Here is an 18179-nt window from a genome sequence, read left to right on the forward strand (position 1 = left end):
TTTTTTGAAAACCAAGTAACAAGTTGTTATTTGGTTTTCTTAAACAGTATTCTAGAAAATATAATTTAAGATAAATAACAATGAACGAAAACAATAAAAACGAGAAACAACCTACTAATCTTATAGTTATTAATAAAATAAAGAAACACTTTTCATCAATTTTAATGCTAATTGTCTTTGGACTTCTAATATTCAGTCCAGATGCAAAGTCATTTTTAATTAAGCAGTTGCTGTTCACCGGCCTCTTTAACGCTGAAATTTCGGAGGTTAATTCTACAGATAACAGACTCGAAAATCATTTTGATTTTAAGGATTACGAAGGTAATATTCGAAGTACAGCTGACTTGAAAGGGAAAGTTGTTTTTATCAACTTTTGGGCATCCTGGTGTCCACCGTGTATTGCCGAATTCCCTTCTATCGAAAAGTTTCACTCGAAATTTAAAAACGATGGCAACATTGTATTTTTAATGATCAACATGGATGATGATATCGCCACGGGCGAAAAGTTTTTTGAGAAGAAAAACTACACAATGCCAATAGCGCAAGCGGTATCTCAGGTTCCCGAAGAAATTTATTCTGGCTCATTACCTACTTCAGTTGTATTAGATAAAAAAGGAATCGTTAGAATGCGCCATACTGGTTTCGCTGATTATAACAGTGAAAAATTTCACGTTCAGATACAACAGATTTTGGAGGAATAAATTTAGCATAATCGAAATGTTATTTATCCATGGCACAGAAATAAAAAAGCGCCATAAGGCGCTTTTACTATTTAAAATATACTGTTAATTGTAGATACTTTCTTTTTTAAAGTGAACTGTTAATAAGTAATAAACGACAGCTCTATATTTATTTGCATTAGAACGCCCGTATTTTTCCATTACTGCGTCAATTCCAGCATCTAAATTTGCTCCATCTGCTAAACCTAATTTTTTGATTAGAAAATTATTTTTAACCGTATCTAATTCTGCTTGCTGACTTCCGGCTACCGTTGCAGCATCTGAATTATATATTGACGGACCGCAACCAATGGTAACTTTTTTCAATAAATCCATACTTGGATTTACACCACATTTATCTTTTAAATCTGCAGCATACTTTTCAATTAATTCGTCTCTTTTGCTCATAAATAAAAATTTAACATTTTGGTTAATAGCTTATTACAATCTCAAATTTAAACATTAATTCGAAACACCCCTAATTTTTAAGTAAAAACTACAAAAGTAGAGCGCTATTTAATCCCTTTTTGAACAAAGTCAGAGCAACTCCTTAAAATACTGTAGTAGCACAGAATCGTTTTTAAGCGTTGGTGTAAAAATTTCTAGTATTCCCGGTTTTTCATTTTGACTGTATAAATTTGCTAACCCTTTTTCTAAACTTAGTTCATCACTTGCAATGGCATAGTCAAATCCATACATGCTAGCTAAATGTTCTGCAGTTAAACAGTGGGAAGTTTCAAAGAAAGTATTGAAAACAGCCGTTTCTTTATGGCCAGGTAAAATTCTAAAAATTCCACCACCGCCATTGTTTATCAAAATTATTTTAAAATTTTTCGGAATATAATTGTTCCATAACGCATTGCTATCGTATAAAAAACTAATATCTCCGGTGATAAATACCGTTTGTTTTTCATTGGCTACAGCCGCACCTATAGCGGTTGAAGTACTACCATCGATCCCGCTAGTCCCTCGATTGCAATAAACTTCTATTGAAGGATGTATATCAATAAGCTGTGCATAGCGAATAGCCGAGCTATTACTGATTTGCAACTGAGAGTTTAATGGCAAACTCGGAATCACTTTTTCGAATACTTTAAAGTCTGAAAACGGAATCTTATCCAAGTAGATTTTACTTTTTAGCTTTCTGACTTTATTAATATTATCCAGTTTTTTGAAATAATCACTTTGCACTGATTTTGTGAGTGGTAAGAAAGCATCGAAGAACACATTTGGCTCTACCTCAAAATGTTTTGTCAATGCATCGAATGTATCGTAGGCACGCAAAGAATCGATATGCCAATGGTGGTTTGGTTTGTATTTTCGTAAAAAAGCTTTGATTCGTTTCGAAACAATCATTCCTCCAAAAGTGACTAAAATTTCAGGTTGGAAATCCTCAAAATCTTCGTTATTGAAAGGCGTAATTAAAGTATCAATGGTGTTGATAAATGTGGGATGATGTAAGTTTGAAGTCGTTTCAGTCAATACCACCACCGATTCATCAGAAGCTAAAGATTCAATACTATTTTCACTAATTACATCGGGGTCATTCACGCCTACTAACACCATTTTTTTTGTGGCTTTATTCCAAATATTCGCAAACTCAACTACCTCATCGTTGGAAAATGACTTCGTATCATTCGCGGAAGCGGTAATAACAACATTCACCGAAAGATCAGTGGTCGTTTCATACAAAGGCTCTTCGAAAGGCGCATTAATATGTACGGGCCCTTTTTGAGCAATTGCAACAGCAATCGCTTCATTAATTTTAGTATCGTTTTCGAGGGAAACTATTTCATTCAAATTGGCATTGTATAAAGAATGATTTGCAAATACATTCTCTTGACGGATGGTTTGTCCATCCCCAATATCGATTTTACTTTGGGGTCTATCTGCCGAAATCACGATTAATGGAATCTGACTGTAGAACGCTTCGGCTACTGCGGGATAATAATTCAATAAAGCAGAACCGGATGTACATACTAACGCGACAGGCTGCTTTGTTTGTTGTGCGATTCCCAAACCAAAAAAAGCGGCTGCACGTTCATCGGCAATACTATAGCATTTAAAGTCGGGATTACTTACAAAACCTATGGTTAAAGGTGCATTTCTGGATCCAGGTGAAATTATTATATTGGTAATTCCTTTGGCAAGGCAAATTTCAATTATGCTTTGCGCTAAAGGTATTTTAGGGTAAATCATTGTCTATTTTTCTGAGTAACAAAGATACAAAGTTGTAAGGGTTTTTATCTAATCTAAAAATAGTTTTATTAAATTTGGAATCAAAATTCACTAATCAAAATGGAAATAAAAATTAGATCGTATCATACTGAAGATACTCAAGCAATTTTAGACATCATCAACTACAATATTTTACATTCAACGGCCTTGTATGATTATAATGTAAGAAGCTACGAACAGCAAAAGGCCATCTTAGATGACAAAATCAACAAAGGATTCCCAGTAATTGTGGCTGAATTAATTGGTGTTGTTGTAGGCTTTGGTATGTACAGTGAATTCCGATTTAGAGAAGCGTATAAATATACCGTAGAACATTCTGTTTATGTGAGTAATGATTATCACGGCAAAGGAATTGGAAAACTATTACTCCAGGAATTAATTATTTTAGCAAAAAAACAAGGTTTGCATACAATGATAGGGGTTATCGACGCTGAAAATCAAAGTAGTGTAGTGTTTCATGAAAAATTTGGATTTAAAACGGTAGGAACCATAAAAGAGTCCGCTTTCAAATTTGATCGCTGGTTGCATTCAGTTTTTATGCAGTTGATTTTGAAGTAACATTAAAACACCATTATGAACAAAGCAAAAGTTACAATTATTAAAATGGAGACTATATCGGTATTAGCTGCAATTGCATCTTGGTTTATATCGATGCTGCTGTTTGCACTAATTTTTAATGTTAGTAATCACCTTTTTTTATACCTATCTTTTTTAGTACTGAATTTTGTTTCGTTTTATGGTGCATTAAAATATTTTACAGGGACGTTTGAAATCACCTTTAATGAAGAAGAAAACACAGCGACTGTGCGCTGGGAGAAAAAAGTTATTCTCTCGAACATTAAAGAACAAACAATAGACCTAAATTTAGCAACTAAGCATAAAGTATGGTCTGGACGGGCTAACGATCGTGTGAAATTATATTTGAATGATGGTTCTACCGTAACATGGGACATCAGTAGCTTCCTAAATGCCCGAAAAAACGGAACAGCGCAAGATGCTTTAATTAAACTTTTGAAAAAATATACCGCTAAAATTTAAAAAATAAAAGAGCCATTATAAGGCTCTTTAGCTTTCTATCTATTACGCTTTAATCCAATCAATAACTGAAGCATCAGTAGGCAATGTTTTTGGTGCGATCACTTTATCTAACTCCCCATTTTCATTGATTAGGTATTTTTGAAAATTCCACGCTACTTCCGAATCTTGCAATCCATTTTTTGACTTTTGGGTCAGGAATTGATATAACGCACACATATCGTCTCCTTTTACCGATACTTTATCCATCATTGGGAAAGAAACACCATAATTTTGCTGGCAAAAAGTAGCGATTTCTTCGTTTGTCCCCGGTTCTTGCGATGCAAAATTGTTTGCTGGAAAGCCTACAATCACAAAACCTTTAACTTGATATTCTTTATAAATTGCTTCCAAATCTTTGTACTGTGGTGTCAATCCACATTTGGATGCAGTATTCACAATCATGATCTTTTTACCTTTTAAGCTAGCGAAATCAAATTCATTTCCTGATAGATCTTCGACCTTAAATTGATAAATTTTTTGTTTTGACATAGGGTTTTCACTTATAATTTTGTTTGCTTTTTTACTTTGAGCTTGACTCAGATTTCCACAAAGCAATAGCGATGCGCAAGCCAATACTATTATTTTTTTCATTTTTATATTTTTTATAAAATTACGTAAACTCACAATTATAGCAGTCCATTCTCTACAATTATTTTAGTTGAACAAATGTTAAAACAAAAAGCCTACCAGAAAATAGAATATGAAATACTATTTCAGGCAGGCCTTTCTAACAAAACAAACAAATTTTTAAACTAAAATTTATAAGCTATTTTAGCTTTCATGAAAAACGGTGTTCCAGGTGTAAAGTGAATTTCCTCTACACTGTTTGTTTCGTCCTTCAACCTTGATTCCGTGGCAAATTGGGTTTCATTCCATTCTGTATTCAATAAATTCTCTACTGAAACTCCAAAAGTAACCGACTTGTACTCGTAACTCACATTCATATCTGTTACAAAATAACCTTTGGCCACGATCGAATTATCTTCGTTTGCTGGTCTGTTTTTTAAGTATCTATAACGAAGACCTCCTGAAAACCCATTCCAATTTTGAAAACTCAATCCGCCAGTAGTTGTAAAATCTGGTGCTAACGGAATATAATCTTGTCCTTTTACTTCATCGATACTCCTTGCATAGGTATAAGTCGCATCAGTATCAAAGTACAACCAGTCATTTAATTGATAACGCAATCCCAAATCAGCTCCCATACGTTTTGTCTTTCCGCTTGGTTCAATGATTCCCGCGTCGCCTACATAGACAAACTCTTGTTCTAAGTACAAATACCAAAGTGCCGAATTAACAATTAACTTAGGAAACGGTTTCCAAATTGTACCTACATCTGCTCCAATTGAACTTGGTAATATTTGTTTTCCATTATTTTCAACCACAACACGAGTATCATTCGAATGAAACCCTATTCCGGATTTTACAAAAAATTGTAAGTTGTTATTTTGAGAATAAATAAAGTTCAATTTTGGTGACACTTTCACTTCAGTTTCTGATTGACTCTTATAAACAGACGCTAATTTATCTTTGTAATTAAACTTGAAATAATCCAATCGTACAGCTGGATTTATCATTAGTTTACCAAACTTTAGCTCTGTATTTAAGTAGGTAAACATATTAGTCTCATCGATATCTCCCAGTTTAATATTTTCTAAGATGATACTTCTATTTAAAGTGTGTGAAAGCTCAGTGTCAATAGTAGCATCAGCTCGAAAACCTACGCCTAATTGAAACGAAGCATCCCAATCACTCATTTTTACTTTTTTATTTAATTCTGCATTCATCCCATAAATAGATCGGTCTTCTTTTTGCTTTATTTGGTCTCCATTAACAGGATCTTCTAAGAAAAAAGTAAAATTAGAGTACAATTCAAAATCATATTTGGAATAAAAAGCATTCGCTTTCAAGAATGTGTTTTCATCAATGGGTTTGCTTAGCGAAGCATTAAAATTTGTTCTGGATGTTTTGCCTCCTTCGGTATCATCAACTGCTCCAAATCTGGAAATAGTTCCATTATCTACTAATCGCTGTGGTATTTGTCCAGAGGCATCCCAAGTACTAGAAAAACGAGAAGCCGATACTGAAAACTTACTATTGTCATTAAGTATCGCCGAGTATTTCCCTAATAGATTAACCCTATTAAAATTTTGAGGAGAATCAAATGGACCGTCTGTTAAAATATACTCGGTAGCGATATATGCAGCCTGTTTTTTTTGGTTTCCCAAAAGATTAAATAGTCCTACTGTTCTTAAACTGTTAAACTGGCCTGCTTCTACACTTATACTGCTTTTATCTAACTTTTCTTTAGTTTGGAAAGCGACGTACCCTGCTGTAGCAAAATCCCCTTTACTCGCATAATACGCCCCTTTTCCAAAATCTATCTTCTCCACTGTTTCTGGAATGACAAAATGTAAGTCGGCATAGCCTTGACCATGTGCGTGAGACACCATATTCACTGGCATTCCATCTACTGAAATCGCAATATCAGTTCCGTGATCAATATCAAAACCTCTAAGAAATATTTGTTCTGCTTTTCCTCCGCCAGCATGTTGTCCTATAAATAATCCAGGAACTTTTCTCAAAATTTCCTGTGAGGAATTCACCGGAGTGGTTTCCAAATCTATTTTTGAAATAACATTCAATGCCGAAAGTTGCTGTTGGATCACAATTTCATCTAGTCTAAAGATATCGCCTTCTAAAACAATGCTAACTTCTGAACTGTTTACAGTAAAGTTTAGTTTCTTGTATCCTAAAGCAGATACTTTCAAAACATTACCCACTTGTGATTTATCCACACTAAACATTCCCAACTCATTTGTATGGGCATGTGAATCTGTGTTACTATTTACGATATACGCGTTCTCAATTGTATTCCCAAATTCGTCTACAACAACTCCCTTTGTGGTTTGGCCATAGGAAGCCATTCCCATGAGGGAAATTAGAATAATATAAAAATGTTTCATGTAATAGTTTTATAGTTGCTTTATTTTTTCTTCCATGTTAGGTCCTAATTCATAAATGCTAGAAAGTAGTTCTTTTTTTATGGGTGCTACTTTGTTCATTTCATTATTCGACTTGTAAATCATTGCCAAATGATATTGCACATTAGGTTCATAAGTTTTACCTACAACATGTTTATTTACTATTTCCAACGCTTTTTTATTATCTCCCATATTTAAATAAGACCAAGCTAATAGATTATAAGAATCTGGAGTAGGCCTATGATCCACTTCAATTTTTGCAATTTCTAAAGCTTTGGAAGCCGTTTCTTTCGAATCAGCATAAATTAAAGTATTGTACTTATTATACATTGCTCCATAATTGTTTTTTTCGAGCATTGCAAAATAGGCATTTTTATTCACTAATGCTTCTCTTTCATTTCCTTCAAATTCAGCAATCTCCGATTTCAGTAAATAAAAATCTGGTGTATTATGTGTCAATTCGATAGCTTCTACAATTCTGTTTGCTTCTTTGGTATTTCTTTCATGAGAAAACACAATCCAAGCAATTCCTTTTAAAGCGTAGGAGTAATTGGGATCTATTTCTAATGTTTTTAAATAGTTATCATAAGACTCTTGCAATCTACCAGCGTGACCATAAAAATCACCCAAATTAGAATACGACCATATTTTCAGGGTTTTATTATCTTCCTTTTCAGCAATATCTCTGGCTTTTTCCATGAAACTGATTGCAGTATCCAGATCTCCAATATGATCATTCCATTTAGCCAAACGAATTAAATAATCAAAATCATTCATATCCTTTATAGCATTTAAGTTTGCTAGAGCTTCAGAATAATTTCCTAGTTCCATCTGGACATCAAAAAGTAGTTTTTGAGATTCTTTAAGGCCTTCGCCAATTGCTAAAGCTTTATTAGCTAAAACTAAAGCTTCTTTAAATCTATGTTGCGATATATAGTTTCTTCCTAATGATCTTAAATTTGACACTCTTGAGTAGTTATTGTCAACATTCACTTTAGTCAATAACTCTTCGGTTTTATATAAATTTTCGATATCTCCTGTATATTCAAAAACTGTAGCATAATGTGAAGCCATTAAACCTAGGTAAGTATCTTGATTTGGAGCTGCATCATATTTTTTTTGCCAAAAATCAATTTCCTTTTTAGCAAAATCCAATGATTTATTTCCTTCAATATTCAAGTACTTATTATAATCAGAACTATTTGTAATTTGGTTTTGTTTTTTAGTATCGCAAGCGAAAATAAAAAGGATTGTAAAAACCAACGCGGGGATAATTTTGTAAGGTTTCATAATCTAGTTTTGTTTGTTTGTTTGTTTGTTTGTTTGTTTATGCGTAATAATTCAAAATCTAAAATATTTATCTGATTGTATATTTATTTGTAAAAAAAAAACAGAGTACTATCATTAATCAAAAAGAAAGCACTCTGTTTTGTTTAAGTTACCTACTTACTACCAAGCCGCAGCTAAATAAGGAAATGCAGATAGAAAAGGGGCGTCGTTTGCTCCTACGTTATCTTTTGTAAGTCCAGGATTAGAAGCGCCTGTTGGACCACCAAAAATCAATAGTAACTCAACATCAATAACATCATCTGCTAATGCTCTACCTGTTAGTACATTTGTACCATCAAAAAACGTAGTTGTACCAGACGTTTTAACATTTAATACATCTGTAGCCAAAAGTCCTGACAACTGATCTGCAGTTTGAGTCAAAGCATTTGTAGTATATGCCGAATTTAATGCTAATAATCTTGCCTTAAATACACTCGTATAACTTGCACCCATCATGGATGGAACAGTTGCATTAAAATTATCTTTTGGTGTTCCTGACGCAATAAACACAGTATTAATTGCTGGTCTAGCCATTTGATCTTGTTGAACATAAGTTCCTGAAAAATTAGCACTTGCTGCAGGAGAATCGTTATTATTATCGTCACAGTTAACTGAAACAAATGCAGTTACAACTGCTAATGCTATCATTTTAAATTTATTTGCTTTACTCATGATGTTTATATTTAATTTTTTTCGGAATTCGTGAACTTGTCGTTTCATAATTTTTAATTTTAGAAGTAATACTTAATTATTGTTTTTTCTTAGTTTCAGCCCAAGTGTTTAAAGTTGCCGCAGTACCTAACATTGTTTTAGGAACTTCTACTACAATAGATAGAACATTTGTTCCTTTGAATGTGTCAGTACCGGGATTATTAAATCCTTGTGGTGCTGTTCCGCCTAGAATTTTTTGGAATTGACCTAGATCAAAAAAGAAAGGATCGTCCCTTGGTCCTGCAAAGAATTTCATTCCTGCTTGTGTAGATGTTATTGGAGTTGCTTTATAAGCTGAAATATCTACAGATCCAGAAGCTTTACTAATATCAATTGTACTAGAAGTACCTGCAGCTGATGGTTTGTATGGTCCAAAGAAATACATTTTATTTCCTCTTTTGATTGCTTGAATAACCAAGTCTTCTACATTGTCTCCCGTATTATCAATATTAACTTCAACCATTACATTTTCATTAAATGTTGCTGCAGCCGTCGCATTCGGGGTCAATAACCCTTGAGTGTTCACTACAAATACCATGTTGTTGTTGTCTTGTCCTTGGAAAGCATAAAAATCTGTAATGTCTGCTGCATTACCTGTTACTGCCGGAGCATCAATGTGATCCGCTGCTACTAAGATTAAGCCTGAAACCGCCACTAGCGATAGACCTAATAACATTTTTGTTTTTTTCATTTTGTTATAATTTAAAAGGTTATAAAGTCATTTACGGGATTGTTTCCGTTATGGTTTTAAAAAATCTTAAATAATTCTAAATATTTTTAAAAAAAATCCGTAAACACTTAATATACAAGGTATTAATTAACAAATAAAAGAACTAAATAATTAACATTTCATGTTTTTTTATACTAAGTTTAGAGCTATTATCTTAATTGTTGATAAGAATGTATATGTTTGTATAACTAAAATTAATTAATTATGACCCAAGACGAATTATTGGTATTAATATATAAGAAGGACGATAAGGCATTTACTCACTTGTATGATATGTATTCGAAAAGTTTATTTTCAGTAATAAATGTCCTTGTAAGAAACCGAGAAGAAGCAGAAGATGTTCTTCAAGATGTATTTGTTAAAATCTGGAAAAATATAGATTCTTATCATGAGAGTAAAGGCCGTTTCTATACTTGGATCTTAAACATAGCTAGAAATACCTCGATCGATAAACTACGTTCTAAAAATTTTAATAACAGTCAAAAAAACCTTTCCTCAGATAATTTCGTACATCTATTAGACAGCAGCAGCAATCTATCCAATAAAATGGACACCATTGGAATTCAAGAGTTTGTAAAAAAACTGAAACCAAAATGTATTCAAATTATAGATTTATTGTTCTTTAAAGGTTATACACAACAAGAAGCGTCGGATGAGTTGGAAATTCCTTTAGGTACTGTCAAGACGCACAATAGAAATTGTATTAATGATCTAAGAAATTATTTGAAAGTATAATGGAAACAAAAGAATATATCGACTCCGGAATTTTAGAACTTTACGTTTATGGTTTACTAAGCGAAACCGAAAGTGAAGAAGTAACAACTATGTCTAACACGCATCCTGAAATTATGGATGAAATTATTGCTATCGAAAAAGCAATTGTGGCTTTGTCCTCTAGTTTTTCGCCTTGGCATTCAGTGGCTAATTATGAGAAAATCAAAGCCAAATTAGAACTTAAGCACACTCCTGTAATAGAAATGGAAACGTCCAGAAATTGGTCACAATACATTGGATGGGCAGCTGCTGTACTTTTGTTAGTTGGAATTGGATTCCAATACAACCAATTAGAACAAACTAACGATCAAATTGTAAGTACGGAGATCGAAAAAGTAAAAATTGAAAATGAACTCAATCAATTGGTACTAACAAATAAGTTAAACGAAACTAGCTTAGCCGTTGTGCGTGATACTAAAAATACAGTTGTAGCACTTGGTGGTCAAGCTGTAGCGCCAGAATCATCTGCAAAAGTATATTGGAACAAAGAAACCCAAGTTGTCTATGTAGATGCTTCAGGGTTACCAGAACCTCCAAAAGGAATGGTGTACCAGGTTTGGGCTCTTAAATTAAATCCTCTAACACCTACGAGCATTGGTTTATTGGATAAATTTGATGAAAACAACCAACGTATGTTCGCTGTCAACAGCACTGCTGACGCAGAAGCCTTCGGAATTACACTTGAGCCTGCAGGCGGAAGTTTAAGCCCTACAATGGAGCAATTATATACTTTAGGAAAAGTTTAATTTTCTAAAGCGTTCATAAAATCATTAAAAAGACTTTCAATCGAAAGTCTTTTTTTTTGTTTCATAAAGTTATAGTTTTCATTGTCTATATTTGCACAATTAAAATTTTCATGAGCTATACCCTACTCTCTTCGCCTCTTCAAGGATTTACGGACTTTCGTTTTAGAAATGCCGTCAACAAGTATTTTGGAGGAATTGATACCTATTATTCTCCCTATATTCGTTTAAACGGTAAACTTGTCATTAAAGCATCTTACGAAAGAGATATTCTTCCAGAGAATAACTTAGACCTAGAAGTGATTCCGCAAATAATAACAAACGATGCTGATGAATTTCTATTCGTGGCCAAGTATGTTCAGGAATTAGGATATAAAGAACTGAATTGGAATCTGGGTTGCCCGTATCCAATGGTGACTAAATGTGGCATGGGTTCCGGACTTATTAGCAACACAGAGAAAATAAATAATATTCTGAACAAAGTCCACTCGGAGTCAGATATTATTGTCTCGATGAAAATGCGTTTAGGATATGATAATACAGAAGAAATTCTTGACGTATTACCAATTTTAGAAACGTATCCAATTAAAAATGTGGCTATTCATGCCCGCATTGGAAAACAGCTTTACAAAGGCGGCGTACATTTAGACGCTTTTCAAGAATGTGTTGATAATACTAGACTTAAATTGTATTACAACGGTGATATTACTTCGGTAATGAAGTTCCGCGAAATGCAAGCGCGTTTCCCTAGTATCGATCATTGGATGATAGGAAGAGGATTAATTTCAGATCCTTTCTTACCAAGTATGATTAAAAGCGACAGCTTAGAATATCCTGAAAACAAAATGGAATTATTCAGTGCTTTTCATGACACTTTATATGCAGGCTATAGCGAGTCTTTATCTGGCTCAACTCACATCTTATTGAAAATGCACCACTTATGGGAGTATTTCTCGGTTATTTTTTCGAATCCACACAAGGTGGCGAAAAATATTCGAAAAGCGAAAAGCATCCGTAATTACGAACAAACAGTGAAAGAAATTATAAAAGCAGGATAGTTTCGAACCGCTTATTAAATTATAAAATCTATCTCAGATAAATCTCCAATTTGATTTTCTCATAGCAATATTTTGTTCTGAGAAATTTGTTCTGCGCATGCAATATCTTTCGATAATAGAGCGCTGCAATATCTCTTTAGAAAACTAAAAAACTACTTTTAAATAGCTTTAAAGCAACTACAATCTATCGTGACGTTTCTGTCTTTTAGTATTGTGGTTTTACACGGAAGAAAAATAATATATAAAATCAGAATAAAGAAAAATTCGATTTTCGAGAATATCGTAAAAAACAAAGAGGCTGCTTCAAATTAAATTTGAAACAGCCTCTTATGTATTATAAGAAAGATTAAGAGATTATTTTTTCTCTGATTTTTCCATTTTAGCTTTCAATGCAGCTAATACATCATTGTTATCTCCTAAAGTTGCAGCTGGTGCATTTGTAGATGAAGCAGATGAAGTATTTTCAGTTGCAGTTTTCACATTTTTCTCTTCTTCTTCACGGAAGATAGCAGTGTGAGATGCAACTACTCTTTTGAATTCTTTGTTAAATTCGATTACTTTGAAATCAGCAGATTCTCCTTTTTTCAATTTCTTACCGTCTTCTTTTTCAAGGTGACGAGTAGGAATGAAAGCAACGATATCATCTCCAAATTCTACAGTAGCTCCTTTGTCAACAATCTCAGCGATTTCACCTGTGTGGATAGTTCCAACAGCAAATGAACCTTCGTATTGATCCCAAGGATTAGGAGTAGTTTGTTTGTGACCTAAAGATAATTTACGTCCGTCAACATCTAATTCTAATACTACTACATCAAGTTTCTCTCCAACATTTACAAATTCAGATGGATGTTTGATTTTCTTAGTCCAAGATAAGTCAGAGATGTAAATTAATCCATCAATTCCTTCTTCAAGCTCTACGAAGATACCAAAGTTTGTAAAGTTTCTAACGATACCTGAATGTTTAGAACCTACTGGGTATTTAGAAGTAATATCAGTCCAAGGGTCTTGAGACAATTGTTTGATACCTAATGACATTTTACGGTCATCTCTATCTAATGTTAAGATAACAGCCTCAACAACATCACCTACTTTTACGAAATCTTGAGCAGAACGTAAATGAGTAGACCAAGACATTTCAGAAACGTGGATCAAACCTTCAACACCTTCAGCAACTTCGATAAATGCACCGTAATCAGCGATTACAACTACTTTACCTTTTACTTTGTCTCCAATTGCTAATTTAGCATCTAGAGCATCCCAAGGGTGAGCGTTTAATTGTTTCAATCCTAATTGAATTCTTGTTTTCTCATCATCGAAATCAAGGATTACAACGTTTAATTTTTGGTCTAATTCAAGAACTTCAGATGGGTGGTTGATTCTAGACCAAGAAAGGTCAGTAATGTGAATCAATCCATCAACTCCACCTAAGTCAATAAAGACACCATAAGAAGTAATGTTTTTAACAACACCTTCTAAAACTTGTCCTTTTTGTAATTGACCGATGATTTCTTTTTTCTGTACTTCAATATCCGCTTCAATAAGCGCTTTGTGAGATACTACAACGTTTTTAAATTCGTGGTTGATTTTCACAACTTTGAATTCCATTGTTTTGTTTACGTATACATCGTAATCTCTAATTGGTTTAACATCAATTTGAGATCCTGGTAAAAACGCTTCAATTCCGAAAACGTCAACGATCATACCACCTTTAGTTCTGCATTTTACAAAACCATTAACGATTTCTCCTGTTTCATTTGCAGAAATAACTCTATCCCATGATTTGATAGTACGAGCTTTTCTATGAGATAAAACTAGTTGTCCAGTTTTGTCTTCACGGATGTCGATTAATACTTCAACAGTATCTCCTACTTTTAATGCTGGGTTGTAACGGAATTCGTTTAAAGAAATAACACCTTCCGATTTTGCGTTGATATCAACGATAACGTCTCTATCTGTAATTCTAACTACAGTTCCATCAACTACTTCTTCTTGATCAGTAGAAATAAATGTTTTTGTAACTAATGCTTCGAATTCTTTTAAGTTTTCTTGATCAACTGGATCGATACCTTCTTCGAAGTTATGCCAGTTAAAATTTGCTAAAAACTCTTCTTGTGATTGGATTTGTTCAGACATGCTGATAAAAAATTTGTATTCTGTATTCTCTCGAGTTTCTTAATGTGCTAGAAAACAACAGAAGTTGTTTGTATAATTAATTGAACCCCAATGGAAACTCTTATTCACCAAAAGGTTTGCAAAAGTAACACTTTAATCTTAATTAGCAAAATATTTGAACAACGATAATCAATGGAGATTCTAAATACAAATAACTGACCCTCAAGATGTAAAAAAACCAATGCCGTTCGCTAAGCTGACTTGGAATAAAAACTACACATCTATGATTAGGATAAAACCGATAGACTAGGATTTACAGCATCAATCATCCGCACTAATTTGCCAAAATCTGTTTAATCTGTGACTAAAATTATCTTTGAATAAAAAAAATCAATCCATAAAAAAACCCGACAAATCTTAAAAGAGTCTGTCGGGTTGAATTATAATTTAAAATTGCTTTTAATGTGTAAATTGCTCCACCACTTTTGGATCGTGTTTATGTTTAAATAAAATAGCAAAAGCGATAGCGATAATCAAGGCATAAATCGCAAAAGCCAACCAAATCGTATGCCAGTCTTTCATGAAAATATCTTTACTCAACAAGCCATCTGTAGTAATTGACGTTCCTTGGCTTTTAATAAACTCTAGCATTTTTGGGTTTGATGTCTCTGTTTCAAGAAAACCTGCCAATTCATTAGTGTTATTAAATGATTTTGTAAAATATTTATCAATAGCCCATCCTGAAGTAAAACTTCCTAGAACCGCGCCAAAACCATTAGTCATCATCATAAACATTCCTTGTGCAGACGAACGATTTTTAGGTTCTGTATTAGTCTCAACAAACAAAGACCCTGAGATATTAAAGAAATCGAATGCCATTCCGTACACTACGCATGACATTATAATCATCCACAAACCGTCTGTTGGGTTTCCGTAAGCAAACAATCCAAAACGCAATACCCAAGCCAACATACTTATTAACATTACTTGTTTTATTCCAAAGCGCTTTAGAAAAAAAGGAATAGCAAGAATAAATAAGGTTTCCGAAATTTGAGATATTGACATTATAATTGTCGAATATTCTACCACAAATGAATCTGCATATTTAGGAAAATGCTTGAATTCATCCAAGAACACATCACCGTAAGCGTTAGTTAATTGCAACGCGCCTCCTAAAAACATAGAGAAAATAAAAAACAAAGCCATTTTATAGTCGGCAAAGAACTTAAAAGATTCCAAACCCAAAGTTTCCATTAGCGTAGCATTCTCCTTAGTCAATCGCTCTGGCTTACACTTTGGTAAACTAAAAGAATAAACACCCAGAATTATTGCTGATATTCCTGCGATATAAAATTGGTATTCCGTCGCTTTATTGCCAGTTAAATTTGTAATCCACATCGCTGCGATAAAACCTATGGTTCCCCATACTCTTATTGGCGGAAAATCCTTAATAAGGTCTTTATTATTTAATTTGAGGGCCGTATAAGAAATAGAATTACTCAAAGCAATCGTTGGCATATAAAAACACATGGCTAGAAGCATGATGTAGATAAAGGATTCCGGTGTTGAAACTTGCGGAATATAGAATAAAACAGCCGCATATAGAATATGAAGAACTCCATATAACTTTTCAGCATTTACCCATCTATCTGCAATAATTCCAGTTAATGTTGGCATAAACAAAGAAGCGATTCCCATTGTGCCGAAAACAAGACCAAACTGAGTTCCGTCCCATTGCATCGTCCCGAACCAGTAATTTGCAATTGTAATCAACCAAGCTCCCCAAACAAAAAATTGTAGAAAGCTCATTATTACCAATCTATTTTTAATTCCCATAAGATGAATTGTATTTTATTTAAAAAAATAACAGGGCGTAAATCTACTATTAAAAAAGAAATATGCAAATAATTATATTGATTTAATAGTATCAGTTACCAATTCTAAAACAAGGTCAAATTGTTCTTTCCTGTTCAGGTGAGAATTATCAATTTCTATAGCATCGTCAGCCATCACTAAAGGCGAATCTTCGCGGTGGGTATCGATATAATCTCGCTCTTCGACATTTTTCAGTACGTCCTCAAATGTAACAGCATCTCCTTTTTGTACCAGTTCGTCGTAACGCCTTTGCGCCCTTGTTGTTGCGCTAGAAGTCATGAATATTTTAAGCTCAGCATCAGGAAAAACTACAGTTCCTATATCTCTACCGTCCATAACAATTGCTTTGTCTTTTCCCATTTCTTTTTGCTGCTCTACTAGCTTGCTTCGAACTTCAGAAACCTCTGCTACTTTACTAACAAATCGAGAAACTTCGATCGTTCTAATTTCAGTTTCAACATTCACATCATTCAAATACATTTCGGCAAAACCTAAATCAGCATTAAATTTGAATTGTAATCTAATAAATGGCAAACTATTTATTAATGATTCTTTTTCGAAAAAATCAGTACTAATATAGCCGTTTTGCATAGCAAAAAAAGCTACAGCCCTATACATTGCTCCAGTATCAACATAAACATACCCTAAATGATTGGCGAGCTGCTTTGCCAAAGTACTTTTTCCAGTAGATGAAAATCCGTCAATCGCGATAGTAATTTTTTTATTCAAAATGTATTATTTTAAGTTTTATGTTATATCAAAATCATTATTGGAAATTCACCGTTAAGCCAAAAAGACTCGTATTTCCAGCTAAGGTATATCTCGAATAAGAATAGTTAAATTTGAGTTTATTCATTTTTAGTCCAAAACCAACTGAAACACCTGAGAAGTTGCGCTGCTCCAGAATTTTTAGTTCTTCAGCTCTTCTAAAGTTATATCCCAGACGCAAATTGAATGCTTTTTTAGGAAATAACTCTACTCCCATGACTAAATGTCGCAATGCATTGTTCACAAACGATATTTTTTCTTCGGTTGATTCTCCATCAAATGAAGATTCTGATCGTACGGGATTTGAAAATGCAATATTCCATTGCTGTAAATTTTCTACCGTAAGGTGCCAGCGTATCGGTACATGTTCTAATTCTTGAGAGACCCCCACGATGATTTCTAATGGCAACTTTTCATTGAGACCATTATAAGTAGAAAATTGTGTTCCTATATTTCGAATAACCAAAGCCCAGTTGACATCATTTCTTTGGTCAATAAAAATCGCGCCTAAATCTATAGCTCCCCCTAATGAATGATAGGTTTCTAAACTGGATGAAATCAGTTTTGCGCTAACACCTATATGTATATCAGTAGAAGGAATAGTATATCCATAGCCCAAAGAAAGTGCAATTTCACTTCCTGTAAAGGTTGTAGTAGCTTGTCCGTTTTCATCAAAACCATCAAAACTGCCGTAATTGACATAATTCACGCCCGCCTGAAAAGTTTGTAAATGACGGTCATAAGTATAAGCATACGAAGCTGTACCATAACTCACTTCGCCATAATAATTACCATAATTTAACGACAAATGGTTATCCATTTCTACATTTATTGCTGCAGGATTAAAATTTACCTGATTTACATCCTCGTCATAAATCGTAATGGGTTTTCCACCGAGAGCAGCCTGTCTTGGAGCAGTAACCAAATTTAAAAACTGATAGGTATACTTGCCTCCTATTTGACTGTAACTAACAGCACAAACAAAAAACAACAGGTATGATAAAAGTTTTTTGAACATACTTTAAATCTATATTTTTAGGAAATAGAACGTCGTGGCGAAG

Annotated in this window: 17 protein-coding genes; 6 read left to right on the forward strand and 11 right to left on the reverse strand. The window is 33.6% G+C overall.

The window, feature by feature from the left end:
* The first annotated feature begins 80 nt into the window (after positions 1-80).
* A complete protein-coding gene (locus E0F98_RS14395; protein WP_132112692.1) occupies positions 81-701 on the forward strand; it encodes a TlpA family protein disulfide reductase in 621 nt (206 codons plus the stop codon).
* Between the two features lie 84 nt (positions 702-785).
* On the opposite strand, the gene E0F98_RS14400 is transcribed toward E0F98_RS14395, so the two are convergent.
* Together E0F98_RS14400 and menD are read right to left on the reverse strand one after the other, a co-directional pair.
* Entirely contained in the window at positions 786-1127 is a 342-nt protein-coding gene (locus E0F98_RS14400; protein WP_132112694.1) for a DUF2853 family protein, read from the reverse strand.
* A 129-nt stretch (positions 1128-1256) separates the two neighbouring features.
* The gene (gene menD, locus E0F98_RS14405) at positions 1257-2918 is read right to left on the reverse strand and encodes a 2-succinyl-5-enolpyruvyl-6-hydroxy-3-cyclohexene-1-carboxylic-acid synthase (protein ID WP_132112696.1); all 1662 of its coding nucleotides are present in this window, start codon (positions 2916-2918) and stop codon (positions 1257-1259) included.
* 99 nt (positions 2919-3017) lie between these two features.
* On the opposite strand from menD, the gene E0F98_RS14410 reads away from it, so the two are divergent.
* Entirely contained in the window at positions 3018-3515 is a 498-nt protein-coding gene (locus E0F98_RS14410) for a GNAT family N-acetyltransferase (protein WP_132112698.1), read from the forward strand.
* A 15-nt stretch (positions 3516-3530) separates the two neighbouring features.
* Entirely contained in the window at positions 3531-3995 is a 465-nt protein-coding gene (locus E0F98_RS14415) for a hypothetical protein (protein WP_132112700.1), read from the forward strand.
* 42 nt (positions 3996-4037) lie between these two features.
* On the opposite strand, the gene E0F98_RS14420 is transcribed toward E0F98_RS14415, so the two are convergent.
* The 5 genes from E0F98_RS14420 to E0F98_RS14440 form a co-directional block, all read right to left on the reverse strand.
* On the reverse strand, positions 4038-4625 hold the full coding sequence (locus E0F98_RS14420) for a glutathione peroxidase (RefSeq protein ID WP_132112702.1): 588 nt from the start codon (positions 4623-4625) through the stop codon (positions 4038-4040).
* A gap of 161 nt (positions 4626-4786) precedes the next feature.
* The gene (locus tag E0F98_RS14425) at positions 4787-7000 is read right to left on the reverse strand and encodes a TonB-dependent receptor (RefSeq protein ID WP_132112704.1); all 2214 of its coding nucleotides are present in this window, start codon (positions 6998-7000) and stop codon (positions 4787-4789) included.
* Between the two features lie 9 nt (positions 7001-7009).
* Positions 7010-8308, reverse strand: a complete 1299-nt coding sequence (locus E0F98_RS14430; protein ID WP_132112706.1) for a tetratricopeptide repeat protein — start codon at positions 8306-8308, stop codon at positions 7010-7012.
* A gap of 159 nt (positions 8309-8467) precedes the next feature.
* Positions 8468-9067, reverse strand: coding sequence for a DUF4331 family protein (locus tag E0F98_RS14435; protein WP_132112708.1), 600 nt, complete (start codon positions 9065-9067; stop codon positions 8468-8470).
* 28 nt (positions 9068-9095) lie between these two features.
* Positions 9096-9749 (reverse strand): DUF4331 family protein, encoded by a 654-nt coding sequence (locus E0F98_RS14440; RefSeq protein WP_132112710.1) that lies wholly within the window; start codon positions 9747-9749, stop codon positions 9096-9098.
* Positions 9750-9992: 243 nt separating this feature from the next.
* Here E0F98_RS14440 and E0F98_RS14445 point away from each other — a divergent pair, with 243 nt between their 5' ends.
* The 3 genes from E0F98_RS14445 (at position 9993) to E0F98_RS14455 (ending at position 12363) form a co-directional block, all read left to right on the forward strand.
* Positions 9993-10523, forward strand: coding sequence for an RNA polymerase sigma factor (locus E0F98_RS14445; protein ID WP_132112712.1), 531 nt, complete (start codon positions 9993-9995; stop codon positions 10521-10523).
* Entirely contained in the window at positions 10523-11308 is a 786-nt protein-coding gene (locus E0F98_RS14450) for an anti-sigma factor (protein ID WP_132112714.1), read from the forward strand. The genes E0F98_RS14445 and E0F98_RS14450 overlap by 1 nt, the downstream gene beginning before the upstream one ends.
* Positions 11309-11418: 110 nt before the next feature.
* Positions 11419-12363, forward strand: coding sequence for a tRNA dihydrouridine synthase (locus E0F98_RS14455; RefSeq protein ID WP_132112716.1), 945 nt, complete (start codon positions 11419-11421; stop codon positions 12361-12363).
* Between the two features lie 354 nt (positions 12364-12717).
* On the opposite strand, the gene rpsA is transcribed toward E0F98_RS14455, so the two are convergent.
* From rpsA to porQ, 4 genes are all read right to left on the reverse strand, one after another.
* Positions 12718-14496, reverse strand: a complete 1779-nt coding sequence (gene rpsA / locus E0F98_RS14460) for a 30S ribosomal protein S1 (protein ID WP_132112718.1) — start codon at positions 14494-14496, stop codon at positions 12718-12720.
* 438 nt (positions 14497-14934) lie between these two features.
* On the reverse strand, positions 14935-16311 hold the full coding sequence (locus E0F98_RS14465) for a nucleoside permease (RefSeq protein ID WP_132112720.1): 1377 nt from the start codon (positions 16309-16311) through the stop codon (positions 14935-14937).
* Between the two features lie 72 nt (positions 16312-16383).
* On the reverse strand, positions 16384-17079 hold the full coding sequence (gene cmk, locus E0F98_RS14470; RefSeq protein WP_132112722.1) for a (d)CMP kinase: 696 nt from the start codon (positions 17077-17079) through the stop codon (positions 16384-16386).
* Between the two features lie 37 nt (positions 17080-17116).
* Positions 17117-18136: a type IX secretion system protein PorQ gene (gene porQ / locus E0F98_RS14475; RefSeq protein ID WP_132112724.1), complete on the reverse strand. Its 1020-nt coding sequence runs from the start codon at positions 18134-18136 to the stop codon at positions 17117-17119.
* Between the last annotated feature and the right edge of the window lie 43 nt (positions 18137-18179).

Origin of the sequence: Flavobacterium hiemivividum, from assembly GCF_004349145.1 — a bacterium.
Classification (GTDB): domain Bacteria; phylum Bacteroidota; class Bacteroidia; order Flavobacteriales; family Flavobacteriaceae; genus Flavobacterium; species Flavobacterium hiemivividum.

Bases quoted from the DNA above. Each gene is read 5' to 3' on its own strand.
- E0F98_RS14400 (WP_132112694.1), bottom strand. From the start codon at position 1,127: ATGAGCAAAAGAGACGAATTAATTGAAAAGTATGCTGCAGATTTAAAA.
- E0F98_RS14435 (WP_132112708.1), bottom strand. From the start codon at position 9,067: ATGAAACGACAAGTTCACGAATTCCGAAAAAAATTAAATATAAACATC.
- E0F98_RS14450 (WP_132112714.1), top strand. From the start codon at position 10,523: ATGGAAACAAAAGAATATATCGACTCCGGAATTTTAGAACTTTACGTT.
- rpsA (WP_132112718.1), bottom strand. From the start codon at position 14,496: ATGTCTGAACAAATCCAATCACAAGAAGAGTTTTTAGCAAATTTTAAC.
- menD (WP_132112696.1), bottom strand. From the start codon at position 2,918: ATGATTTACCCTAAAATACCTTTAGCGCAAAGCATAATTGAAATTTGC.
- E0F98_RS14415 (WP_132112700.1), top strand. From the start codon at position 3,531: ATGAACAAAGCAAAAGTTACAATTATTAAAATGGAGACTATATCGGTA.
- E0F98_RS14420 (WP_132112702.1), bottom strand. From the start codon at position 4,625: ATGAAAAAAATAATAGTATTGGCTTGCGCATCGCTATTGCTTTGTGGA.
- porQ (WP_132112724.1), bottom strand. From the start codon at position 18,136: ATGTTCAAAAAACTTTTATCATACCTGTTGTTTTTTGTTTGTGCTGTT.
- E0F98_RS14455 (WP_132112716.1), top strand. From the start codon at position 11,419: ATGAGCTATACCCTACTCTCTTCGCCTCTTCAAGGATTTACGGACTTT.
- E0F98_RS14395 (WP_132112692.1), top strand. From the start codon at position 81: ATGAACGAAAACAATAAAAACGAGAAACAACCTACTAATCTTATAGTT.
- E0F98_RS14465 (WP_132112720.1), bottom strand. From the start codon at position 16,311: ATGGGAATTAAAAATAGATTGGTAATAATGAGCTTTCTACAATTTTTT.
- E0F98_RS14425 (WP_132112704.1), bottom strand. From the start codon at position 7,000: ATGAAACATTTTTATATTATTCTAATTTCCCTCATGGGAATGGCTTCC.
- E0F98_RS14430 (WP_132112706.1), bottom strand. From the start codon at position 8,308: ATGAAACCTTACAAAATTATCCCCGCGTTGGTTTTTACAATCCTTTTT.
- E0F98_RS14445 (WP_132112712.1), top strand. From the start codon at position 9,993: ATGACCCAAGACGAATTATTGGTATTAATATATAAGAAGGACGATAAG.
- E0F98_RS14410 (WP_132112698.1), top strand. From the start codon at position 3,018: ATGGAAATAAAAATTAGATCGTATCATACTGAAGATACTCAAGCAATT.
- E0F98_RS14440 (WP_132112710.1), bottom strand. From the start codon at position 9,749: ATGAAAAAAACAAAAATGTTATTAGGTCTATCGCTAGTGGCGGTTTCA.